The sequence below is a fragment of the Flavobacterium ginsenosidimutans genome (genome assembly GCF_037478105.1).
GTDB classification, from domain to species: domain Bacteria; phylum Bacteroidota; class Bacteroidia; order Flavobacteriales; family Flavobacteriaceae; genus Flavobacterium; species Flavobacterium ginsenosidimutans.
On record NZ_CP147988.1, the window covers coordinates 3,671,631 to 3,694,694 of the forward strand.

Consider the following 23,064-nt stretch of genomic DNA (forward strand, 5'->3'; position numbering starts at 1 on the left):
TTTATTTTTTTTGCCACAGATTAAAGGATTTTTTAATCCGTGTTAATGCCTTAATCTGTGGCAGAATATTTCCAAACTGGTTTCAAGTCCTCTCTGAAAACTGAGACTGCGACTGAAAACTCTTTTATTTAGGATTAAAAACCAAGAACGGAATAATCATTTCTTCTAATGAAATCCCTCCGTGCTGGTAGGTGTTTTTGTAATAGCTCACATAATGATTGTAGTTGTTTACATAAGCCAAGAAAAAATCATTTTTGGCAAAAATAAACGAACTACTCATATTTATCGCAGGTAAACCAATTGTTTTAGGTTCTTTTACCACATAAACGTCTTTTTGTTCGTATGTTAAGCTACGTCCAGTTTTATAACGCAAATTTAGACTTGTATTTTTATCTCCCACAACTTTCGACGGATTTTTTACATTAATTGTACCGTGGTCTGTGGTTAAAATCAATTTGAAACCTAAAAGCTGGGCTTGTTGAATGATTTCTAATAAAGGAGAATTTTTAAACCAGCTTAATGTTAGAGAACGATACGCTTTATCATCTGAAGCTAATTCTTTTACAACTTCCATTTCAGTTTTAGCATGCGAAAGCATATCTACGAAATTGTAAACTACAGTTACTAAGTCATTTCCTTTTAAAGCTTTAAAGTTTTCTGCTAGCTTTTTACCTCCAGAATAGTTTGTGATTTTGAAATAATCTTCCTTAATATTTAGCCCCAAACGCTTTAATTGAGCCGACAGAAATTCTGCTTCGTAAAGGTTTTTTCCTCCGTCTTCAACATCATTTTTCCAATACTCAGGAAATTGTTTTTCCATTTCTACAGGCATCAAACCTGAAAAAATAGAGTTTCTGGCATATTGTGTAGCGGTTGGAAGAATAGAGTAGTACGGAACTTCTTTTTCTAACTTATAATAATTTGAAATTACACTTTCAAAAGATTTCCATTGATCATAACGTAGATTGTCAATTACAACAAAAAGAATTGGTTTGTCTTTCTTTTTAATTTCTGGAACAACTAATTCTTTGAATAATGTATTAGATTGAATAGGTTTATCTGCTTTTGGTGCAAACCAATCTTCATAGTTTCTTTCAATGAATTTTCCGAATTGTGAGTTCGCTTCAACTTTCTGAGATTCTAAGATTTCGATCATCGCTGTATCGTTGATATCTTCTAGTTTTAATTCCCAGAAAATCAATTTTTTGTACAATTCAACCCAATCTTCGTAAGAATTAACCATTGCTAATTCCATCGAAATCTTTCTGAATTCTTTCTGATAGTCTAAAGTTGTTTTTTCGGTAATTAACCTCGAATCATCCAGATTTTTCTTCAAACTCAATAAAATCTGATTAGGATTTACCGGTTTTATAAGGTAATCAGCGATTTTAGAACCAATGGCTTCTTCCATAATATATTCTTCCTCGCTTTTGGTAATCATAATCATCGGAATAGCTGATTTTTTCTCTTTCATTTCAGAAAGTGTCTCTAATCCGCTCATTCCAGGCATGTTTTCATCCAAAAAAACAATATCAAAGTTATCTTCTTCAAATAATGCAATTGCATCAAGGCCATTATTGCAAGTCGTGACTTCGTAATTCTTTTTTTCTAGAAATAATATATGGGGCTTTAAAAGATCGATTTCATCATCGACCCAAAGTATTTTTATCTTATCCATAAAACAATTTAATTTTTACTGCAATTTAGAGTTATAGAACTTAAAAAGTATTAAAAATAGTATAAATTTACCAAAGTTACTTCAAGATTTTGTTTTGAATTTTAACATTTTTTAATGTATTTTATTGATTATCATGTTGATTTCAACTGTGATTTTTAAATAAAAAACACCAGACTCTTTATACTTATTTACTTATATTTGTTGACCAAAAAAATAACTCAGTAGTGACTCAGATCAACAAATTAAAAATATTCAACGATCCTATCTATGGTTTCATTACGATTCCAAATGAACTGGTTTACGACTTAATTCAGCACCCATATTTTCAGCGTCTGCGTCGTATATCACAAATGGGATTGTCCTATTTGGTGTATCCAGGAGCTAACCATACTCGTTTTCATCACGCTTTAGGGTGTATGCATTTAATGAAGAAAGCAATTGATACGCTACGTTTTAAAGATGTTGTCATTTCTGAAGAAGAAGAAAATGCGTTATTAATAGCGATTTTGCTTCATGATATTGGGCATGGGCCATTTTCACATGCAATGGAAAGAAGTATTGTTGAAGATGTGCATCATGAAGCTATTTCATTATTATTTATGAATCAGCTGAATGAAGAATTTGGTGGAAGACTAAGTTTAGCAATTCAGGTCTTTAAAGGAGAATATCATAGAAAATTCATGTTGCAATTGATTTCAAGTCAATTAGATATGGACAGAATGGATTATTTGAAACGAGATAGTTTTTACACTGGTGTTGCAGAAGGAAATGTGAATTCTGAACGATTGATTCAGATGATGAATGTCGAAGACGATGTTTTGGTAATTGAAGAAAAAGGAATTTATTCTGTTGAAAAATTCCTACTTTCGCGAAGATTAATGTATTGGCAGGCTTATCTTCACAAAACCAGTTTAGTAGCTGAATTAATTTTGATGAAAGTTCTAAAACGAGCAAAAGAATTAGTATTGAAAGGCGTTGATCTTCCTTGTAGTGAGCCACTTTCGTATTTTATGCATAATAAAATTACACTTGAAGATTTTGATGCCGAAAAATTGGATTTGTTTTCGCAATTAGACGATTTTGATATTATAAGTGCTTTGAAAGCTTGGCAAAGACAAGATGATTTTGTTTTAAGCACTTTGAGTAAAATGATTATCAATAGAGATTTGCTTAAAATAAAAATGAGCGCAGAGAAGGTTTCAATGGAAGAATCTCAATCTTTAAAAGAGCAATTTGCTAACAAACATCATATTAGTCAATTAGAGGCTGGATATTTTATTTTTAGAGGAAAAATCAAAAATCAAGCTTATAGCAAAGAAGCAGAACCTATCAGAATTTTGAAAAAAGATAGGACAATTGAGGATGTTGTTGAAGCTTCTGATCAGCTGAATTTGAAATCGTTATCTAAATTGGTTACAAAATATTATATCTGTTTTCCAAAACAACTTATCTAAAATTAACATTTAAAACCTATTTTTTATATTTTTGTCGCGATGAAATTTACAGCAGAACAAATAGCAGGAATTTTAGAAGGAGAAGTTGTTGGAAATCCCAATGCAGAAGTTTCTAAACTTTCAAAAATCGAAGAAGGAGACGAAGGATCGCTTACTTTTTTGGCTAATCCAAAGTATATTAACTTTATATATACGACTAAAGCGACAGTAACAATTGTTAATGATAGCTTTATTCCTGAACAGGATATTACTACTACACTAATTAAAGTGGAAGATGCTTACGCAGCATTTTCTAAACTTTTACATTTTTATAATCAAGTAAAATTAAACAAAACAGGTATCGAACCTCAGTCTTTTATGTCTGAAGGGACTAAATATGGAGAAAATTTATATTTAGGAAGCTTTAGTTATATTGGGCAAAATGTAGTTTTAGGTAATAATGTGAAAATATACCCAAATAGTTTTATTGGAGATAATGTTGTGATCGGTGATAATGTTTTTATTTTCGCGGGAGCAAAAATTTACTCAGAAACTGTAATTGGAAATAATTGTACGATTCATTCAGGTGTAATTATAGGAGCTGATGGTTTTGGTTTTGCACCTAATGAAGATGGAGAATATAGTAAAGTGCCACAAATTGGTAATGTTATTATCGAAGACAATGTTGATGTTGGCGCTAATACTACAATAGATAGAGCAACTTTAGGTTCTACTATAATAAGAAGAGGAGTTAAGCTAGACAATCAGATTCAGATTGCGCACAATGTTGAAATTGGTAAAAACACTGTAATTGCTGCTCAAAGCGGTGTTGCTGGTTCTACCAAAATTGGCGAAAATTGTATGATTGGAGGACAGGTTGGAATTGCTGGCCACTTAATTATAGGGAATAATGTTAGACTTCAGGCACAGTCAGGAGTTGCAAGAAACATTAAAGATGATGAAGTATTACAAGGCTCTCCAGCGCTTGCATACAGCGATTACAATAAATCATACGTACATTTCAAAAATCTGCCTAAGATTGTTGCAGAAGTTGATGAATTAAAGAAACACAAATAATAAACCCAAAAAATGGAAATAATGGTTAAACAGAAGACCATCAAGAATGAAATTTCACTAACAGGAGTTGGATTACATACTGGAAAAGAAGTTACAATGACTTTTAAACCTGCTCCCGTTAATAATGGTTTCACTTTTGTAAGAGTAGATTTGCAAGGCCAACCAGTCATTGAGGCTGATGCTAATTATGTTGTTAATACTCAAAGAGGAACAAATCTTGAGAAACTAGGTGTGAAAATTCAAACACCAGAGCACGTTTTAGCTGCAGTAGTTGGTTGCGATTTGGATAATATTATTATTGAATTGAATGCCTCTGAACTTCCAATTATGGATGGTTCATCAAAATATTTTGTTGAAGCTATTGAGAAAGCAGGTATTGAAGAGCAAGACGCTAGCCGAAATGTTTATGTAGTAAAAGAAGTTATTTCGTTTACTGATGAAGCAACAGGAAGCGAAATTCTTGTTATGCCAAGCGATGAATATCAAGTAACAACTATGGTAGATTTTGGTACAAAAGTATTAGGTACTCAAAATGCTACGCTTAAAAGCTTATCTGATTTTAAACAAGAAATTGCAAGTTCTAGAACTTTTAGTTTCTTACATGAATTAGAATCATTGTTAGAGCACGGTCTTATTAAAGGTGGTGATTTAAACAACGCAATCGTATATGTAGATAAAGAAATCTCTGAATCTACAATGGCTAATTTAAAGAAAGCGTTTGGTAAAGATGAAATTTCTGTAAAACCAAACGGAGTTTTAGACAACTTAACTTTGCACTATCCAAACGAAGCTGCAAGACACAAATTGCTTGATGTTATTGGAGATTTATCTCTTATTGGAGTTCGTATTCAAGGAAAAATTATTGCTAATAAACCAGGTCACTTTGTAAATACTCAATTTGCTAAAAAACTGGCTAAAATTATCAAAATAGAGCAGAGAAATCATGTTCCAACTTATGATTTACATCAAGAGCCATTGATGGATATTCATAAAATCATGTCAATGCTTCCTCACAGACCTCCATTCTTGTTGATCGACCGAATTATCGAAATGTCTGATCGTCACGTAGTAGGATTGAAAAATGTTACTATGAATGAGAATTTCTTTGTAGGTCACTTTCCAGAAGCTCCAGTTATGCCAGGTGTATTAATTGTAGAAGCAATGGCACAAACAGGAGGTATTTTAGTTTTAAGTACAGTTCCGGATCCTGAGAATTATTTAACTTACTTTATGAAAATTGACAATGTTAAATTTAAACATAAAGTATTGCCAGGAGACACTTTAATCTTTAAATGTGAGTTAATTTCTCCTATCAGAAGAGGAATTTGCCATATGCAAGCAAACGCTTATGCAAATGGTAAATTAGTTACTGAAGCAGAATTAATGGCACAAATAGCAAGAAAACAATAATAAATTCTCAAATTTATTGTTTAGGTTTGTTGCTTCAAACTTAGAATATTTTAATTAAAAATATAAAACATACAGATGAATCAACCATTAGCATATGTTCATCCAGGCGCAAAAATCGCTAAAAACGTTGTAATAGAGCCATTTACAACAATTCACAATAATGTTGTTATTGGTGATGGTACTTGGATTGGTTCAAACGTGACCATTATGGAAGGTGCTCGAATTGGTAAAAATTGCAACATTTTTCCAGGAGCCGTAATTTCTGCAGTGCCACAAGATTTAAAATTCGGAGGTGAAGATTCTCTTGCTATTATCGGTGATAATTGTACAATTAGAGAATGTGTAACTATAAATAGAGGAACAATTGCTTCTGGTCAGACTGTAATTGGTAACAATTGCTTAGTAATGGCTTATGCTCACATTGCACACGACTGTGAGATTGGAAATAATGCAATTATTGTAAACGGTGTTGCTTTGGCAGGTCACGTAGTTGTTGGTAATCACGCTGTAATTGGTGGTTTAGCGGCAATTCATCAATTTATCCATATTGGCGATCATGCAATGATTTCTGGTGGATCTTTGGTTAGAAAAGACGTTCCTCCATTTACGAAAGCAGCAAAAGAGCCATTGTCTTACGTTGGAATTAACTCGGTTGGTTTAAGAAGAAGAGGATTTACTACTGAAAAAATTAGAGAAATTCAGGAAATATACCGAATTTTATATCAAAAGAATTACAATACAACTCAAGCCTTAAGTATTATTGAGGCCGAAATGGAAGCAACTCCTGAAAGAGATGAAATTCTAGATTTTATTAGAAATTCTTCTCGAGGAATTATGAAAGGTTACTCAGGAAACTATTAATTTTAGAGTTTAGATTTCTGATTTTAGATTTCTAAGCTGTAAATTGAAAAATATAAAATTAAAAATGAAGATTGATTCTTTATCTAGGAATCTAAAATCTATCCCGAAGCTTCGGGACTAAAATCTAAAATAAAAAACAAATGGCATCTACATCAGATATTAGAAACGGATTGTGTATTAAATTTAATCACGACATCTATAAAATTATTGAATTTCTTCACGTAAAACCTGGAAAAGGTCCAGCTTTCGTAAGAACAAAACTAAAAAGCTTAACTTCAGGTAAAGTATTAGATAATACTTTTTCAGCAGGTCATAAAATTGATGTTATTAGAGTTGAAACGCATACATTCCAATATTTATATCCTGAAGGTGATGAATTTCACTTCATGAACGCTGAAACTTTCGAGCAGATTTCATTGAACAAAAACATTTTAGATGCTCCAGATTTGTTAAAAGAAGGAACAAACGTAATGGTTCAAATCAATACAGAAACAGATTTGCCGTTATCAGTAGATATGCCAGCATCTGTAATTCTTGAAGTTACTTACGCAGAGCCAGGAGTTAAAGGAAACACTGCTACAAACGCAACAAAAAATGCTACAGTAGAAACAGGTGCTAACATTAACGTTCCGTTGTTCATCAACGAAGGTGATAAAATTAAAATCGATACAGCTTCAGGTTCTTACATGGAGCGTGTAAAAGAGTAGTTTTTTAATTAAGATAAATTTGACAATGAGTCAATTAGATAATTTGTGAATCGACATAATTTTGTATATTCACATTCTAATTGACTCATTTTCTAATTGACAAATTTTCTAATTATAATATATGAAATTTCCAAAGAGTCATTCTTTACAAGAAATTGCAAATTTGCTTAACTGCAAATTTATTGGAGACAAAAACTTTCAAGTTTTAGGTATGAACGAAATACATGTCGTTGAACCTGGTGATATTGTTTTTGTTGACCACCCAAAATACTACGACAAAGCTTTGCAATCGGCAGCTACGATAGTTTTGATAAACAAAGAAGTAGAATGTCCAGAAGGAAAAGCCCTTTTAATCTCTGATGATCCATTTAGAGATTTTAATATTCTTACCAAACATTTTAAACCTTTTCAATTTGCTAATGTTGCCATTGCGCCTTCTGCAGAGATAGGGGAAGGGACAGTAATTCAGCCAAATAGTTTTGTTGGTAACAATGTTAAAATTGGTAAAAACTGTTTAATCCATTCTAATGTTTCAATTTACGATCATACTGTAATTGGAGATAATGTAATTATCCATGCAGGAACCATTTTAGGAGCAGATGCTTTTTATTATAAAAAACGTCCTGAAGGTTTTGATCAATTAATTTCCGGCGGAAGAGTTGTTATTGAAGATAATGTTGGTATTGGTGCACTTTGTACAATTGACAAAGGAGTTACGGGAGATACAACTATTGGTGCAGGTACAAAATTAGATAACCAAGTACATGTTGGACACGACACTGTTATTGGTAAAAAATGCTTAATTGCTTCTCAAACTGGTATTGCAGGCTGTGTGATTATTGAAGATGAAGTAACGTTGTGGGGGCAAGTTGGTACAACTAGTGGTATAACGATTGGAGCAAAAGCGGTTGTGATGGGACAGACTGGTGTAACCAAGTCAGTTGAAGGAGGAAAATCTTATTTTGGTACTCCAATCGAAGAGTCAAGAGAAAAATTAAAGCAATTAGCTAATATCAAGAAGATTCCTGAAATATTAAGTAAATTGAAGTAATATGTCTATTAAAGAATTTGTTCAGAAATTTTACAAGTCAGATGCCTTAATTGATAGCGAAATTTTAAAAACATATCTGCATCCTGATGTTACGCTTGAATGGAACAGCAGTAAAGGTTTTATTCAGATGGATTATGATTCTATTGTTGAAATGGCTAATGAACTTAGTCGGGCTTACGTTCGTTCTAAGGTGAGAATTAGTCATATTCTTGCGGAAGATGATTTAGTATCAGTACGTTACTCTCATTTCGTAAAAACAATAGAGAATCCGAGGGAAGAGATGTTATTGGCGCATTTTGCAACAATTTGGCAGATCAAAGACGATAAACTTTATAGAGGTTATCAAATGAGTCAATTTTCTTAATATTTTTTTGACAATAAAAGAGGCAAAATACATTACAAAACCTTATTTTTGCAACACAAATTTAAAAACTACATAAAATATATATCATGAGTGTTTTAGTTAATAAAGATTCCAAAATAATTGTTCAGGGATTTACAGGAAGCGAAGGTACTTTCCACGCTTCTCAAATGATTGAGTACGGTACTAATGTTGTTGGGGGTGTTACTCCAGGAAAAGGTGGTACTAGCCATTTAGATCGTCCAGTTTTTAATACAGTAAAAGATGCTGTAGATCAAGCTGGTGCTGATACTTCTATCATTTTTGTTCCGCCAGCTTTTGCTGCTGATGCAATTATGGAAGCTGCTGATGCTGGAATTAAAGTAATTATTGCTATTACAGAAGGAATTCCTGTAGCAGATATGATTAAAGCAAATAATTATGTTAAAGAAAGAAATTCAAGATTAATCGGTCCAAACTGTCCAGGTGTAATCACTCCAGGTGAAGCTAAAGTTGGTATTATGCCAGGTTTCGTTTTCAAAAAAGGAACTGTTGGTATCGTATCTAAATCTGGAACTTTAACTTATGAAGCTGCTGACCAAGTTGTAAAACAAGGTTTAGGTATCACTACAGCAATTGGTATTGGTGGAGATCCAATCATTGGAACTACAACTAAAGAAGCTGTTGAATTATTAATGAATGATCCAGAAACTGAAGCTATCATCATGATTGGTGAAATCGGTGGTCAATTAGAAGCTGATGCTGCAAGATGGGTAAAAGCTGATGGTAACCGTAAACCAGTTATTGGTTTTATCGCTGGAGAAACTGCTCCTGCTGGTAGAACAATGGGGCACGCAGGTGCAATCGTTGGTGGTTCTGATGATACTGCTGCTGCTAAAAAACAAATCATGAGAGACAACGGAATTCACGTTGTTGATTCACCAGCTGAAATTGGTAAAAAAGTAAAAGAAGTACTTGGATAATCTTCAAGTTTCGAAATAATAAATTTCAAAAAAGTCTCAATTGTAAGTTGAGACTTTTTTACATTTTAAAGGCTGAGGCATAAATGAAAAAAACTTAGCATCTCAGAACCTCAGTATCTTAGAAGCTAAAAATAGAAAGATGAGTAAAGATTTAGAAAAATTTAAAGTAAGCAATAGTTTTACTTTTAAAGTTGAAGATAGTTTAGAACAGGTTTGCAATGCTCCAGAAGGAAGTGCAGGTATTTTTGTTGTATATGCTGTTGAAGGTGACGCAAAAGAATTGATCATGGTAGGTTCTACAGGAACTGTTCAAAATGATGGAACGCTAAAAAGTAAAAATGGCGGACTTTACGATAAAATCGTAAACGGGCATCAGTTTGCAAAAACAGGCAGAAAATATTCTTGGCCAGCACAAATGAAATTAGAAAATATTTCTGAGCTTGAAGTTGTTTGGTATGAAACTTTTACGGCAGATGTAAAAGCAATTCCAACTGCTGTTGAAGGACAAGTTTTGCAAAATTTCTTAGATGAAAATGCAAAATTACCTAGATGGAATGTAGCATTCTAAAATTAGAATAGTCAATAAAAGAAAGCCTTGCTAGAGATAGTAAGGCTTTTTTTATTGAATTTTCTTCGTGAAAATTTCACATTGTCTAGAGCTATAAAATTCTAAGTCATTGTATATTTAAAATAAACAATTTTCTAAGGTATTTTTTGGATTACAAATTTTATTAAACGCCCAAATACTCTATATTTGTAACTCAAAAAATAAAACGAATACCTTAATATGAAATTACTAGAAGGAAAAGTTGCAATTATTACTGGTGCAAGCCGTGGAATTGGAAAAGGAATTGCTGAAGTTTTTGCTAAACATGGAGCAAACGTTGCTTTCACATACAGTTCATCTGCAGCTTCTGCAGAAGCTTTAGAAGCAGAATTGAATAGTTTAGGAGTAAAAGCTAAAGGATACCAATCTAACGCAGCAGATTTTAACGAAGCTCAAACTTTTGTTGATGCTGTTTTAGCTGATTTTGGAACTGTTGATATTTTGATCAACAACGCTGGAATTACAAAAGACAATTTGTTAATGCGTATGTCTGAGGCAGATTTCGACCAAGTAATTGATGTGAATTTGAAATCAGTTTTTAATATGACTAAAGCGATTCAGAAAACTTTCTTGAAACAAAGAGCAGGATCTATCATTAATATTAGTTCTGTTGTTGGAGTTTCTGGAAACGCGGGTCAAACAAATTATGCTGCATCTAAAGCTGGTGCAATTGGATTTACTAAATCTGTAGCTCTTGAGTTAGGTTCTCGTAACATTCGTTGCAATGCGATCGCTCCAGGTTTTATTGAAACTGAAATGACTGCAAAATTAAGCGAAGACGTAGTAAAAGGATGGAGAGAAGGTATTCCGTTGAAACGCGGAGGAACTACAGAAGACGTAGCAAATGCTTGTTTATTCTTAGCTTCAGACATGAGTGCATACATTACAGGACAAGTTCTTAATGTTTGTGGAGGAATGCTAACCTAAGGTACTGAGGTACTAAGTTGCAAAGGTTCAAAGGTTTTTGAAATCTTTGAATTATTAATATCTTCCAATTACGAAATAAATTATGACGACAAACACGATTCTTTTATTATTGCTTTCTTTAGTAATTGCTGGTGGGTTGTCGTATTTTCAATATTTTTTTAAAGCCAAAAGTAAATCCAATGTGATTATACTTTTGGCTTTTTTACGTTTTTTGGCCATTTTTGGATTATTGGTTTTATTGATCAATCCTATAATTTCTAAAAATTCTTTGGAAATTACCAAAACGCCTTTGGCAATTGTTGTCGATAATTCAAGTTCAATAACGGCTTTAAAATCAGATCAAAAAGCGGTTGAATTATATCAGAAACTGGTTTCGAACCCTGCTTTAAAAGAAAAATTCGATATACAATCGTATCAATTTGACAATGATTTTAAAACTTCAGATAAATTTGATTTTAAAGGGAATCAGACCAATTTAGACGAAGTTGCCAAAAATCTAAAAAGCATCAATAAAAACCTGATTTTCCCGACGGTTATAATTACCGACGGAAATCAAACTACAGGAAACGATTATGTATATCGTTTTGATCCTGTCAATAAAGTTTATCCTTTGGTTGTGGGAGATACAACTACTTTTTTTGATTTAAAAATCAATCAGTTAAATGTAAATAAATACGCTTTTCACAAAAACAAATTCCCTGTTGAAGTTTTTCTGCAATATGCTGGTGATAAAACTGCCAATGCAGAATTTACCATTTCTCAAGGAAATACTGTTGTAGCAAAAGAGAAACTTTCGTTTTCGCCATCAAAGAAAACAGCTTCTATAAATCTGCTTCTTCCAGCAGATAAAGTAGGATTGCAGATTTACAAAGCTAGTATTCAATCTTCGGCAAAAGAAAAGAATAACTATAATAATATTAAAAATTTTGCAGTAGAAATTATCGATCAAAAGTCTACAATTGCTATTGTTTCGGCTATAAATCATCCAGATATTGCGGCTCTAAAACGTTCGATAGAAGTTAATGTACAACGTAAAGTGATATTGGTTAAGCCAAACCAAATTAATGACTTACAAGATATTTCTGTTTTAGTTTTATATCAGCCAACAACAGCTTTTAAAGCAATATTTGACAACAATAAATTAAAAGGAACAAATACCTTTATTATAACTGGTAACAACACCGATTTCAATTTTTTAAATCAGCAGCAAAACAATCTGATTTTTAAAATGAGCAATCAGCGAGAAGATTTCCTTAGCGAATTCCATTCCGATTTTAATCTATTTGCAATTGATGATATTGGTTTTGAAAATTTCCCGCCTTTACAAAATCCATTTGGAAATATAAGTACAAACGGAAATGTCTCTGTTTTGCTTTCGTCAAAAATTAGAAACGTTTCTACGAATGCGCCTTTATTGGCTTTCGCCGAAAATCAAGGAAAAAGAACGGCTTTTCTTTTAGGAGAAAATAGTTGGAAATGGCGTTTGCAAAGCCATGTTGACAATCAGTCATTTGAAAAATATGATGTTTTTATTGATAAAATCGTTCAATATTTAGCATCATCGGCTTCAAAAAAATCTTTAGTGGTAACACACGAAAGCTTTTACAATTCTGGAGAAGAAATTATCATCAATGCACAGTATTTCAATAAAAATTATGAGTTTGATGAAAAAGCTAGACTTACAATCAGTGTTGTAAATGCAGAGACAAAACAAACTAAAAATTACGATTTACTAAAAGGAAGTAATTCTTTTTCAGCTAATTTAGAAGGACTTCCTGCTGGAAAATATAACTTTACAGTAAAGGAATTAAATTCAAATACCTCATACGCAAGCCATTTTGAAATTTTAGATTTTGATATCGAAAAGCAATTTGTAAATCCAGATGTTACTAAATTACAGCAATTAGCACAACAAACTAGTGGAAAAGCTTTTTTTGAAAATCAAGCTGATAACTTGATTAGCACTCTTTTAGAAAACAAAGAATACAAATCGATCGAGAAAAGTATTTCTAGTAAAACTCCAATTATTGACTGGGTTTGGCTTTTAATTCTAATTGCAATCTTATTGACGACAGAATGGTTTGTTAGAAAATATAATGGATTACTGTAGTTAAGGTACAAAGGTTCAAAGGTTTTCCAAACTTGAAACTTTAAACCTGAAACAAAAAAATAACGACAATAAAAATGGACTTCAGGCTAAAAGTTTTCTACACGGTTGCGCTCCGCCTTAATTTTACTAAAGCGGCAACGGAATTGTATATTACTCAGCCGGCGGTTTCTAAACACATTCAAGAGTTAGAAGAATCTTATAAGACCAAACTTTTTGAACGAAACGGTTCTAAAATCGCTTTAACTCCAGCTGGAAAAATCCTTCTAAAATATACTAAAAGTATTTTTGATATCTACCGTGAAATAGATTTTGAAATGAGTTCGTTCAATGCAGAACGTCAAGGTTTGTTGCGATTAGGAGCAAGTACAACCATTTCTCAATATGTTATTTCACCAGTTTTGGCGCGTTTTCATCAGAAGCAAAAAGATATAAAAGTCAATTTGTTGAATGGAAATACAGAACAAATCGAAAATGCCTTAATCAATAAAGAAATCGAAATCGGAATTGTAGAAGGGCAGTCTAAAAATCAATCTATAAAATACATTCCATTTTTAAAAGACGAATTGGTTTTGGTTTGCAACAGTAAAAATCCTTTCGTAAAACAAAATGAAATTTCATTAAATGATTTAAAATCAATGAAATTCATTACGCGTGAACGTGGATCTGGAACACTTGAAGTTATAGAATTTGCTTTGAAAAAAGCGGGTTTAAAATTTAACGATTTGCAAATAGAAATGCAATTAGGAAGTACTGAAAGCATAAAATCATATTTATTGAACTCAGATTGCTTTGCTTTTATGTCTATTCATGCAGTAAATAAAGAATTGAAAAACAATGAATTGATTGTTCTAGATGTGGAGAAGTTATCTATAGAAAGATATTTTTACATTATAACCTTACAAGGAAAATCAGACTCTTTATCCGAGTTATTCATTCAAAATCTAGGTAATCATTATAATTTGAAGTTATAGTCGATTGCAATTTACGATTGGCGATTTAGATAGAAACAATAGAACTTTGCAAAGTAAATATCAATTGCCATAATTTTGAAAACAAAACAAGAAACAACAGCACAATTATTTGAAATCAATCAATCATTACAGCAAGTACTTTTTCTTGCCGTAATTCTTTTGTGCTTATTTTCGATTATTTCTCCGCCAATTGCACTTTTATTGGGAGTTTTAATTGTGAACCTTTTCGGGAATCCATTTGTGGAATTCAATCATAAAGCCATTACATTTTTATTGCAGTTTTCAGTTGTTGGTTTGGGATTCGGAATGAACGCTACAAGCGCAGTTTCAGCTGGAAAAGAAGGTTTTTTGCTAACTGTTTTTTCAATCTTCACGACTTTAATTTTCGGATTTTTGTTGGGGAAATGGCTTAAAACAGAGAAAAAAACGTCTCATTTAATTTCTTGTGGAACAGCTATTTGTGGAGGAAGTGCGATTGCAGCTATTTCGCCTGTTATCAAATCAAACGAAAATCAGACTTCAATTGCTTTAGGGGTTATTTTTATACTAAATTCAATTGCCTTGTTTGTTTTTCCGTTTATCGGACATCAATTAGATTTGTCTCAAAAAGATTTTGGTCTTTGGTGTGCCATTGCAATTCACGATACAAGTTCAGTTGTTGGGGCTGCAAATAAATATGGTGCAGAAGCGCTACAAGTTGCTACAACGGTAAAATTAGCAAGGGCTTTATGGATTATTCCTATTTCGATCTTGACTGCTTTTTTCTTTAAAAGACAATCCCGAAGCGTCGGGACAAAGATTAAAATTCCTTATTTTATTGGCTTGTTTATTCTGGCAATGTTAGTAAATACTTATTTTTCATCAACAGCAATTTTTACAGCACACATTGTTGGAATTGCAAAAATTGGTTTAACTATCACTTTGTTTTTAATTGGAGCTACTTTAAATTTTGCGACTTTAAAAACAGTAGGAGTAAAGCCTTTGCTTCAAGGAATTTTTCTTTGGATTTTTATTGCAGTTTTAGCTTTAGTGTCAATACTTTATTTAAGTTAAATCTATTTTACGTTTGAAAATTTCACAATTGGTTTATCAATCATTTTGTAAAATTTTCCTTTGAATGAATAGCGTCTTTCAATCTCAAAATCAAATGCTTTTTTGGTTTTGGTCATTGTTGCAATTTCTTCAGGAAATTCAACGTCAAATTCATCTTCACCTCTTGCTTTTATATTATAAGTTCCTTTTGTAGTAATAATAATATCTCTGAAATGTTTCTTAGAATTGTCATTGACTACTTTGTAAGATCCGCTCCAAGCAATAAAAGAAGAGTTAGTTAACTGATAATTATTGACTTCCAGAATGGGCTGATATTTTCCGCCAAAACCAGCAATGAGGTAAAGATAGCCTTCGTAAGCGCCGCCAGCACCACCATTTGCATGAATCAAAGTAAAAGCATATTGATCTTCTCCAATTTCAACCAATTTAGGAGTCGGACATTGAGCAAAAGCCCCAAATGCAGCAACTGCAGGTTGAAAAGATCGCATTTCCCAAGAATTGCCATTTTTTGTAAATTTTGCCAAGCCAAGTAAGCCTCCAGAAAAACGTCCTGTTTGGAGTCCGTCTTCGTCATGAACAGAATGATTAAAGGCTAAAATTTTAAACTGATTCCCTTTTGAATCACTATAATCGATATTAGCTATAAGTCTTGTGGCAACGCCTTCTGTATAAGGAAACATTTGATCGCCTTCTACGCCATTTACATCAAGAAAAGGAGAAGGTTGGCATGATTTGCATTTCCAGCTTATAAAAGTGTTTTTGTCAGAAAGATGATATAAATTGCCAGGAAACAGTTTTTGCATTGTTTTCTCACCGTTTAGCGGATCGGAAACTTTAAGGATTCTTTTTGGGTTTAATATGGTATCGCTAACATTTTTTAGCTGTAAATCAGTTTCTTGTGCAAAGCAAAAAGTAGAAATTAATAGAAATAAATTTAAGGTAATCTGGCGCATAAAATTGAATTTTGTTAGTAAAGCAAATGTATAAAGAAAATTAGTGTTAATATACGCTTGTACTGTTTTTACAGCTTAAAATCTCAAAAAATTAAAATTGTAGAATCTTATTGATAGTATTTTTTGCGTATTCTTTAATTAAAGCTAAATTTGCTCCCTCTAATAAAAAAACAAATGAAAAAAATCCAAATGAGACCAAAATTAATCGCTTTCGGTGTTTTAATTATTGGCTTTATTACTCTATCATGGGGAAATGTTGGCCATGAACGTATTAACAAAGCAGCTGTAATGGCTTTACCAAAACAATTGCAGATATTTTTTTACAATCACATTGATTTTATTACTCAAGAAGCTTCGGTTCCAGATATCCGTAAGTATGCTTTAAATTATAAAGAAGAAGGTCCAAGACATTATTTTGATATGGAAAACTTTGGATCTGCTGACAGTTATCCAAAGACATTAGAAGAAGCAAAACAAAAGTACGATGCTAAATTTTTGAGCGATAATGGAATTTTGCCTTGGTATCTTGAAGAAATGATGGCAAAGTTGACTAAAGCTTTTAAAGAAAAAAATAGATCTGAAATCTTATTTCTTTCTGCAGATTTAGGTCATTATGTTGGTGATGCACACATGCCATTGCATACTTCTGCAAATCACGATGGGCAATTGACTGATCAAAAAGGAATTCATTCACTTTGGGAAAGTAGATTACCAGAGTTATTTGTTAAAAATTACAAATTAAACGTTCCTGAGGCACAGTATTATGCAGATGTTCATAAAGCAATTTGGGACTTGATTAATGATACTCACAGTTTAGCGCAACCTTTATTAGATATTGATAAAAAACTAAGAACTGCAACTCCAGAAAACAAAGTTTTTGAAATGGATGCAGAAGGTAAAATCGCAAAAACGAAATACAATACCTCTAAATTTACTGATGAATATGCTGCAAAATTGCATGCAGAATTGAACGGTATGGTTGAAAATCAAATGAAAAAAGCAATTGCTGCAACAGCAAGTTTTTGGTATACTGCTTGGGTAAACGCAGGAAAGCCAGATTTAAGTGATTTAGATTCGCCAGCTGTTACTCAAAGAAACTATCAATTCTTGCAAGAAGATTTAAAATTATATCAGAAAGGGAATTTATTCGGAATGAAGAATCAAAACGACTAAATTTTCGTTTCAAGTTAGTTTTTGAAACCTAAAAAAAGGCCTCAAATCGTAAAGATTTGAGGCCTTTTTCAATAAATTGTAATCAATTAATTATGAACATTGGCATATAGTTTCTTATTCTTATTTGCTAAATCTTTAAACTGATATTCCTTTTCTTTCAATACATAAGAAGCTGACTGATAGTATGAAATGGTTTCGTCAGCTAAATTTTTATTTTCAGCTTTCAGTGGAATTTCATCATAATGAATTTGATATTCGGGAGAAATTCCAGATTTTTCATTAAGTTTTAACTGAAACTGTTTTATCTGCTGTTTTGGAGAAAGAATCGTTAAAACGTTGTCTTTTATTAAACCTAAATCCTGATAAGTTGCTATAAAAGCTCTAGGTTGATAATCTGATTTAAAGACATCACAACCAAAGAATTTACTTTCGTAATCAAAATTAAGCAATCCAAATAATGTTGGCATTACGTCAATTTGAGACATCAATTTATTAAATTTTTCAGGCTTCGCATTTGGAATATAAATTAAAGCCGGAATTCTATATTTGTCTACAGGAAGCTCCGTTTTTCCTGCGCTCGAAGCACAATGATCTGCAATAATTACAAAAACGGTATTCTTGAACCAAGGCTGTTTTTCAGCTTGTTTAAAGAATTGGCTTAAAGCGTAATCGGTATATTTTACACCTCCGTCACGAGATTTGATGTTTCCAGGAATATCAATTTTATTATTAGGATATGTAAAAGGTCTGTGATTACTAACTGTCATTATATGGTTGAAGAAAGGCTTGTTTTGCTTTGCTTCAACATTCATGATTTTGATCGCTTTATTGTACATATCTTCGTCACAAACTCCCCAGACATTAGAAAAAGTCACTTCGTTTTCAGTAAAATTCGATTTGTCAATAATTTGATATCCATTTCCAGAATAAAAATCTTGCATATTATCAAAAAAAGCATCGCCGCCGTACATGAATTTTACATTGTAACCTTTTTGAAGAAAAACAGATCCAGTCGAAAATTTATTTTTGTTATCCTCTCTTTTCACAACACTTTCACCAGCAGTAGGCGGAAGGCATAAAGTAACCGCTTCTAGACCGCGTACAGTTCTGTTTCCAGCGGCATATACATTTGTAAACAGTAAGCTTTTTTGAGCAAGGCTATCTAAGAAAGGAGTAATATTTTGTTTGTTTCCGTACATTTTCATGAAATCAGCACTTAAACTTTCAATCGTAATTAAAACCACATTTTTGCGTTGTTCGAGCGAATCTTCTTTTATTTCGCGCAAAGTGTTTTTTCCTGAAATAGTTGGAATTTCTTGTTTTAATATCGCAAAGGCTTTTTCGTTTGGAATCGTTTTGTAGAATTTAAAATAATCCAATTTGTTGTTCTGAAAAGCCAAATAGAACTTGTAAATTCCATTCGATTGTAATTCATTCACAAATACGTTTTTAGAGTTTTCCGTTTTAGCTAAACTCGGAACAGCCAATAAAGAAAAAACAAATAAAACGGCGTAAACGGCTGTAATTTTTAATTTTTCATTGAAACTAGGAATTTCGTCAATATAGTTTCTTGATTTTTTTATAATGAAAAACGTAATAATTCCAGTAATAATAAACAAGGCAGAGAAAATTGGAACTACAGGATAAGATTGCATGATGTTTCCAATTACTTCGTTAGTATAAATCAGATAGTTTACAGCAATGAAATTGTATTTTACACCAAATTCATTCCAAAAGAAAAATTCGCTTATTCCATTTTGAAGAATTAATAAAACGTATAAAAAGATCACAAATGCAAAAAGCCAAAATCTAATTTTATCTCTTTGTTTTGGCAAGAAAAGAAAAAGTGAAAATAAAAGTGTTTTTATAGAAACAAAAATCAAAATGATTCTTGGTAAAGCGCCACCGTATTCATCAAAAATGCTTTTTCCAGAAGCCGTATAAATTAAAAGCGCTACAAAACCTCCAAGAATAATGTATCCGTAAGGTTTGTTGTATTTAGAATTTGAAATAAAAATAAGATAAAGCCACAGGAAGCCCGAAGCTAAAATAAAAACAAAAAAGTCTGAAACTAAACCTAATGAAAAGATTTTCAGGCTTTCAGTAAATGTAAACGAACTTTGTGTAATTGGATGAAATAGTAAAACTATTCTAAGTATGAAACTCACAATAAAATAGAATACTGTAAGATTGTAAAAAGGTGAAAGTTTTTTATAAAAATCCATATGTTTTATTTTTTTACAAAATTACTTTCGAATGATTAACGCTAGATTAAGTTCAACTTTTACCTTACTTAACATTAACTTAATGTTTGCTTAAGATGCTGATTATCTTTATTTCTTGATATTTAGGTCTATTTCTGAGAGTGAAATTCTCTATCTTTGAATTGTAAAATGGAATGCGAATCTTAATTAAATACGATAAATGCATATTTTAATAGTAGAAGACGAATTAGGAATTGTCCAGTTTCTAAAACAAGGTTTACAAGAAGAAGGCTATCAAATAACTACTGCGAGTGACGGTTCTAAAGGTTTTGAACTGGTTCAAGAACAAAAGTTTGACCTGATTCTTTTAGATTGGATGCTGCCAAAAATCAACGGACTTGATCTGTGTAAAGCCATTAGAGTTAAAGACCAAACTACGCCAATTATTTTTTTAACAGCAAAAGATACCGTGCAGGAAACAATTGAAGGATTGAAAGCGGGCGCAAACGATTATATTAAAAAGCCTTTCAGTTTTGAGGAATTGGTTGAGCGTGTTAAGGTGCATTTTAGGAATAAAAATCAAACTGAGAGCTTGACGCTTGGAAACATTACAATGGATTTGTCTAAGCACATTGTTTTAAAAGGTGAGGAGGAAATTTCGTTAACGCAGCGAGAGTTTGAGTTATTAGCGTATTTGATTCAGAATAAAGGAAAAGTTTGTACTAGAAATCAGATTTTGAGAGATGTCTGGGAAATCAATTTTGAATATGATACAGGTGTTATAGATGTTTTTATGAATGCAATTCGTAAAAAGCTAAACCTGAAAATTGAAGAAGATTACATAAAAACCATCCGCGGCATAGGTTATATTGCCAATGATTAACACATGACATCATTATCCTTTAGAAATAGAATTGCATTAAATTATATTGTAGGAACTGGACTATTGGTTTTAGCAGTCTTTTCGGCTATTTATTTTATTGTAAAACTGACGGTTTACAATCATATCGATGAAAATCTAAACATAGAAGTTCAGGATCATTTAAAAGAACTAAAAATTGAAAATGGTGTTGTGATTTTTATGGATGCTGAAGAATGGGAGGAAAGAGAACACAATTCTGTTGACGTAAATCCAGTTTTTGTTCAGTTTTTAGATTTGAACAAGAAAATCATTGAAAAGTCTCCTAATTTAAAGAATGAAAAGCTCGTTTTTCATGACAATAAAGATCATTTTGAGCTTTATGATACCAAATTATTGGACAATAAAATTCGTCAAATTCAAGTTCCACTACATATAAAATCAAGAAAAATAGGGTATTTAATTATTGCCATGTCATTGTCTGATTCTTCAAAGGTTTTGGATAATCTGATGGATACTTTGCTGATTACTTTTCCAATCATTCTGTTGATTTTGTTTTTTCTTGCGAGATTTTATGCTGGGCGAAGTATTAAACCGATAAATAACATTATTCAAACCTCTAAGATTATTACAAAAGACAATCTTAAAGCGCGAATTCCGTTGCCAAAAACAAGGGATGAATTGTTTACACTTTCCAAAACAATCAACAATTTATTGAATCGAATTGAAGATGCAATTGAGCGTGAAAAACAGTTCACTTCTGATGCTTCGCATGAGTTAAGGACGCCACTTACTGTTATTAAAGGAACACTTGAAGTGCTTATCCGTAAACCTAGGGATAGCAAGGAATACGAAGAAAAAATCAATTATTGCATTAATGAGGTTGACCACTTAAATTCTCTCGTAGATCAGTTGCTTATGATGGCTAGATTTGAGAATCAAAAACAGAATATTCTTAAAGAAAATGTTTATCTAAATGCAGTAATTTTAGATGTCCTCAAATTAAATATAGAGAAAATTAAATCAGAAAGAATTAATGTGATTTTGGATGCTTCAGAGGAGTTTTATATTTATTCAGATAATTATTTGGCGGTAACGATTCTTCGAAATATAATTTCAAATGCTATAAAATACTCAAAACCTGACAGTGAGGTTAAAATTTCATTATCGAGAGAAAATCATAAAATAAACTGTATTATTTCAGATCAAGGAATCGGAATTGCGAAGAAAGATTTAGAGTCTATTTTGAATCCGTTTTTTAGATCAGATTCGTTAAATCATTCTGAAATTAAAGGAACTGGACTTGGTTTATTTATTGTAAAAAGAATGACAGATTTGCTTCAGATTAAATTTAAAATTGAAAGCGAAATCGGAAAAGGAACTAGAGTATTGCTAGTTTTTGAAGAATATAATAATTCGTTAAAGTAATTCTAAAATCATTAAGCAAAATGCTGTTGAAAGCGTTTTTTAACAATAAACTACCGTTAAGTTAAAATAAAAATTGCTTTTTAATTATTTTATCTAGTATATTTGCAACCGAATCAAAGAAGTAAACAACAAAACAAATCATGATTTCAATTCAATTACATCATCATCATTTACATTATTGCTCTCAAGCGATGTGTTAATGGTATGCATGTAAATCATCATATTTTAAAACCCGTTTGAGTACATCAAACGGGTTTTTTAATTCTAACTCTCTTTGTACTCAAACTATTAATCCAAACAAACAACTAAAAAATGAGTACTTTAAAAATTGCAATTCAAAAATCTGGTCGTTTAAACGAAGACAGTATCCAAATTCTAAAAGACTGCGGTATTTCAATCAACAACGGAATCGATCAATTAAAAGCAGAAGCTTCAAATTTTCCTCTTGAAGTTTTATACCTGAGAAATTCTGATATTCCGCAATATTTAATTGATGGAGTTGTAGATTTAGCAATCGTTGGTGACAATCTTTTGGTAGAAAAAGGAAAAGGAATTGAAGTAGTTCAGAAATTGGGATTCTCAAAATGCAAAGTTTCTGTAGCTGTTCCAAAAACTTTTGAATACAATTCAGTTCAAGATTTAGCCAATCTTCGTGTTGCGACTTCATATCCAAACACTGTTAACGAATATTTCAGTAAATTTGGTCTAACTGTCGACATTCACCAAATTTCTGGTTCTGTTGAAATTGCCCCAAATATTGGTCTTGCAGATGCAATTGTAGATATTGTTTCAAGTGGAAGCACTTTATTCAAAAACAACTTAAAAGAGGTTGAAGTTATTTTGAAAAGTGAAGCAGTTTTAGCAGTTTCTCCAAAAGTTTCTCCAGAAATCCAAAAACACATTGATACGTTAAAATTCAGAATTCAAGCGGTTTTAAGAGCTAGAAATTCAAAATATATCCTAATGAACGTTCCAAACGATAAAATCGATGCTGTTGGAAAAATTCTTCCAGTTTTGAGAAGTTTAACGGTTCTTCCGTTAGCGCAAGAAGGTTGGAGCAGTGTTCACTCTGTAATCGATAAAGATACTTTTTGGGACGTAATCGACCAGTTAAAAGAAGTAGGAGCGGAGGGAATTCTGGTTTGCCCAATTGAGAAAATGGTTCTGTAGGGCTTCGCCCGCTTTAGGCAGTAGGCTTTAAGCTTTAGGCTTTAGAAAAGTTTGCTCCCTAAGAAAAAA

20 protein-coding genes are annotated in these 23,064 nt (G+C 32.0%); 17 read left to right on the top strand and 3 right to left on the bottom strand.

The window, feature by feature from the left end; translation table 11 throughout:
- Nucleotides 1-124: 124 nt before the first annotated feature.
- Nucleotides 125-1,678 carry a bifunctional response regulator/alkaline phosphatase family protein gene (locus V6624_RS16165; RefSeq protein ID WP_338839347.1) on the bottom strand — a complete coding sequence of 518 codons (1,554 nt, stop codon included), beginning with the start codon at nucleotides 1,676-1,678 and terminating at the stop codon, nucleotides 125-127.
- A 224-nt stretch (nucleotides 1,679-1,902) separates the two neighbouring features.
- Between V6624_RS16165 and V6624_RS16170 the strand changes: the two genes are divergently transcribed.
- From V6624_RS16170 to V6624_RS16230, 13 genes are all read left to right on the top strand, one after another.
- Nucleotides 1,903-3,132 (top strand): HD domain-containing protein, encoded by a 1,230-nt coding sequence (locus V6624_RS16170; protein WP_111291020.1) that lies wholly within the window; start codon nucleotides 1,903-1,905, stop codon nucleotides 3,130-3,132.
- Between the two features lie 39 nt (nucleotides 3,133-3,171).
- A complete protein-coding gene (gene lpxD, locus V6624_RS16175; RefSeq protein WP_111291022.1) occupies nucleotides 3,172-4,188 on the top strand; it encodes a UDP-3-O-(3-hydroxymyristoyl)glucosamine N-acyltransferase in 1,017 nt (338 codons plus the stop codon).
- A 21-nt stretch (nucleotides 4,189-4,209) separates the two neighbouring features.
- Nucleotides 4,210-5,598 carry a bifunctional UDP-3-O-[3-hydroxymyristoyl] N-acetylglucosamine deacetylase/3-hydroxyacyl-ACP dehydratase gene (locus V6624_RS16180; protein ID WP_111291231.1) on the top strand — a complete coding sequence of 463 codons (1,389 nt, stop codon included), beginning with the start codon at nucleotides 4,210-4,212 and terminating at the stop codon, nucleotides 5,596-5,598.
- 75 nt (nucleotides 5,599-5,673) lie between these two features.
- On the top strand, nucleotides 5,674-6,459 hold the full coding sequence (gene lpxA, locus V6624_RS16185; protein ID WP_091497682.1) for an acyl-ACP--UDP-N-acetylglucosamine O-acyltransferase: 786 nt from the start codon (nucleotides 5,674-5,676) through the stop codon (nucleotides 6,457-6,459).
- 140 nt (nucleotides 6,460-6,599) lie between these two features.
- Nucleotides 6,600-7,166 carry an elongation factor P gene (gene efp / locus V6624_RS16190; RefSeq protein WP_095929274.1) on the top strand — a complete coding sequence of 189 codons (567 nt, stop codon included), beginning with the start codon at nucleotides 6,600-6,602 and terminating at the stop codon, nucleotides 7,164-7,166.
- Between the two features lie 121 nt (nucleotides 7,167-7,287).
- Nucleotides 7,288-8,217: a UDP-3-O-(3-hydroxymyristoyl)glucosamine N-acyltransferase gene (locus tag V6624_RS16195; protein WP_338839351.1), complete on the top strand. Its 930-nt coding sequence runs from the start codon at nucleotides 7,288-7,290 to the stop codon at nucleotides 8,215-8,217.
- Nucleotide 8,218: 1 nt separating this feature from the next.
- Complete coding sequence (locus tag V6624_RS16200) at nucleotides 8,219-8,581, top strand: nuclear transport factor 2 family protein (protein WP_111291026.1); 363 nt, start codon at nucleotides 8,219-8,221, stop codon at nucleotides 8,579-8,581.
- A gap of 86 nt (nucleotides 8,582-8,667) precedes the next feature.
- Nucleotides 8,668-9,540: a succinate--CoA ligase subunit alpha gene (sucD, locus tag V6624_RS16205; RefSeq protein ID WP_057118027.1), complete on the top strand. Its 873-nt coding sequence runs from the start codon at nucleotides 8,668-8,670 to the stop codon at nucleotides 9,538-9,540.
- A gap of 139 nt (nucleotides 9,541-9,679) precedes the next feature.
- On the top strand, nucleotides 9,680-10,108 hold the full coding sequence (locus V6624_RS16210; protein ID WP_111291029.1) for a hypothetical protein: 429 nt from the start codon (nucleotides 9,680-9,682) through the stop codon (nucleotides 10,106-10,108).
- Nucleotides 10,109-10,327: 219 nt separating this feature from the next.
- A complete protein-coding gene (gene fabG / locus V6624_RS16215; protein ID WP_071637930.1) occupies nucleotides 10,328-11,074 on the top strand; it encodes a 3-oxoacyl-[acyl-carrier-protein] reductase in 747 nt (248 codons plus the stop codon).
- Between the two features lie 82 nt (nucleotides 11,075-11,156).
- Nucleotides 11,157-13,184 (top strand): hypothetical protein, encoded by a 2,028-nt coding sequence (locus V6624_RS16220; protein ID WP_338839354.1) that lies wholly within the window; start codon nucleotides 11,157-11,159, stop codon nucleotides 13,182-13,184.
- Between the two features lie 74 nt (nucleotides 13,185-13,258).
- Nucleotides 13,259-14,155: a LysR family transcriptional regulator gene (locus V6624_RS16225; protein WP_338839355.1), complete on the top strand. Its 897-nt coding sequence runs from the start codon at nucleotides 13,259-13,261 to the stop codon at nucleotides 14,153-14,155.
- Nucleotides 14,156-14,230: 75 nt separating this feature from the next.
- Entirely contained in the window at nucleotides 14,231-15,208 is a 978-nt protein-coding gene (locus tag V6624_RS16230; protein ID WP_111291037.1) for a YeiH family protein, read from the top strand.
- 2 nt (nucleotides 15,209-15,210) lie between these two features.
- Here the strand turns inward: V6624_RS16230 and V6624_RS16235 are convergent, their stop codons facing one another.
- Nucleotides 15,211-16,161: a hypothetical protein gene (locus V6624_RS16235; protein WP_111291039.1), complete on the bottom strand. Its 951-nt coding sequence runs from the start codon at nucleotides 16,159-16,161 to the stop codon at nucleotides 15,211-15,213.
- A 174-nt stretch (nucleotides 16,162-16,335) separates the two neighbouring features.
- Here V6624_RS16235 and V6624_RS16240 point away from each other — a divergent pair, with 174 nt between their 5' ends.
- On the top strand, nucleotides 16,336-17,334 hold the full coding sequence (locus V6624_RS16240) for a zinc dependent phospholipase C family protein (protein ID WP_111291041.1): 999 nt from the start codon (nucleotides 16,336-16,338) through the stop codon (nucleotides 17,332-17,334).
- Between the two features lie 86 nt (nucleotides 17,335-17,420).
- On the opposite strand, the gene V6624_RS16245 is transcribed toward V6624_RS16240, so the two are convergent.
- On the bottom strand, nucleotides 17,421-19,559 hold the full coding sequence (locus V6624_RS16245; protein ID WP_111291043.1) for an LTA synthase family protein: 2,139 nt from the start codon (nucleotides 19,557-19,559) through the stop codon (nucleotides 17,421-17,423).
- A gap of 199 nt (nucleotides 19,560-19,758) precedes the next feature.
- Between V6624_RS16245 and V6624_RS16250 the strand changes: the two genes are divergently transcribed.
- The 3 genes from V6624_RS16250 (at nucleotide 19,759) to hisG (ending at nucleotide 22,995) form a co-directional block, all read left to right on the top strand.
- Nucleotides 19,759-20,421, top strand: a complete 663-nt coding sequence (locus V6624_RS16250) for a response regulator transcription factor (RefSeq protein ID WP_111291045.1) — start codon at nucleotides 19,759-19,761, stop codon at nucleotides 20,419-20,421.
- Nucleotides 20,422-20,424: 3 nt separating this feature from the next.
- Nucleotides 20,425-21,825, top strand: a complete 1,401-nt coding sequence (locus tag V6624_RS16255) for a sensor histidine kinase (RefSeq protein ID WP_111291047.1) — start codon at nucleotides 20,425-20,427, stop codon at nucleotides 21,823-21,825.
- Nucleotides 21,826-22,137: 312 nt separating this feature from the next.
- Entirely contained in the window at nucleotides 22,138-22,995 is an 858-nt protein-coding gene (hisG, locus tag V6624_RS16260) for an ATP phosphoribosyltransferase (protein WP_111291049.1), read from the top strand.
- Nucleotides 22,996-23,064 lie beyond the last annotated feature (69 nt).

What these genes read in the sequence shown, in the direction of transcription:
- V6624_RS16165 (WP_338839347.1), bottom strand. Translation starts at nt 1,678, where the DNA reads ATGGATAAGATAAAAATACTTTGGGTCGATGATGAAATCGATCTTTTA.
- lpxD (WP_111291022.1), top strand. Translation starts at nt 3,172, where the DNA reads ATGAAATTTACAGCAGAACAAATAGCAGGAATTTTAGAAGGAGAAGTT.
- V6624_RS16180 (WP_111291231.1), top strand. Translation starts at nt 4,210, where the DNA reads ATGGTTAAACAGAAGACCATCAAGAATGAAATTTCACTAACAGGAGTT.
- lpxA (WP_091497682.1), top strand. Translation starts at nt 5,674, where the DNA reads ATGAATCAACCATTAGCATATGTTCATCCAGGCGCAAAAATCGCTAAA.
- efp (WP_095929274.1), top strand. Translation starts at nt 6,600, where the DNA reads ATGGCATCTACATCAGATATTAGAAACGGATTGTGTATTAAATTTAAT.
- V6624_RS16195 (WP_338839351.1), top strand. Translation starts at nt 7,288, where the DNA reads ATGAAATTTCCAAAGAGTCATTCTTTACAAGAAATTGCAAATTTGCTT.
- V6624_RS16200 (WP_111291026.1), top strand. Translation starts at nt 8,219, where the DNA reads ATGTCTATTAAAGAATTTGTTCAGAAATTTTACAAGTCAGATGCCTTA.
- sucD (WP_057118027.1), top strand. Translation starts at nt 8,668, where the DNA reads ATGAGTGTTTTAGTTAATAAAGATTCCAAAATAATTGTTCAGGGATTT.
- V6624_RS16210 (WP_111291029.1), top strand. Translation starts at nt 9,680, where the DNA reads ATGAGTAAAGATTTAGAAAAATTTAAAGTAAGCAATAGTTTTACTTTT.
- fabG (WP_071637930.1), top strand. Translation starts at nt 10,328, where the DNA reads ATGAAATTACTAGAAGGAAAAGTTGCAATTATTACTGGTGCAAGCCGT.
- V6624_RS16220 (WP_338839354.1), top strand. Translation starts at nt 11,157, where the DNA reads ATGACGACAAACACGATTCTTTTATTATTGCTTTCTTTAGTAATTGCT.
- V6624_RS16225 (WP_338839355.1), top strand. Translation starts at nt 13,259, where the DNA reads ATGGACTTCAGGCTAAAAGTTTTCTACACGGTTGCGCTCCGCCTTAAT.
- V6624_RS16235 (WP_111291039.1), bottom strand. Translation starts at nt 16,161, where the DNA reads ATGCGCCAGATTACCTTAAATTTATTTCTATTAATTTCTACTTTTTGC.
- V6624_RS16240 (WP_111291041.1), top strand. Translation starts at nt 16,336, where the DNA reads ATGAAAAAAATCCAAATGAGACCAAAATTAATCGCTTTCGGTGTTTTA.
- V6624_RS16245 (WP_111291043.1), bottom strand. Translation starts at nt 19,559, where the DNA reads ATGGATTTTTATAAAAAACTTTCACCTTTTTACAATCTTACAGTATTC.
- V6624_RS16250 (WP_111291045.1), top strand. Translation starts at nt 19,759, where the DNA reads ATGCATATTTTAATAGTAGAAGACGAATTAGGAATTGTCCAGTTTCTA.
- V6624_RS16255 (WP_111291047.1), top strand. Translation starts at nt 20,425, where the DNA reads ATGACATCATTATCCTTTAGAAATAGAATTGCATTAAATTATATTGTA.
- hisG (WP_111291049.1), top strand. Translation starts at nt 22,138, where the DNA reads ATGAGTACTTTAAAAATTGCAATTCAAAAATCTGGTCGTTTAAACGAA.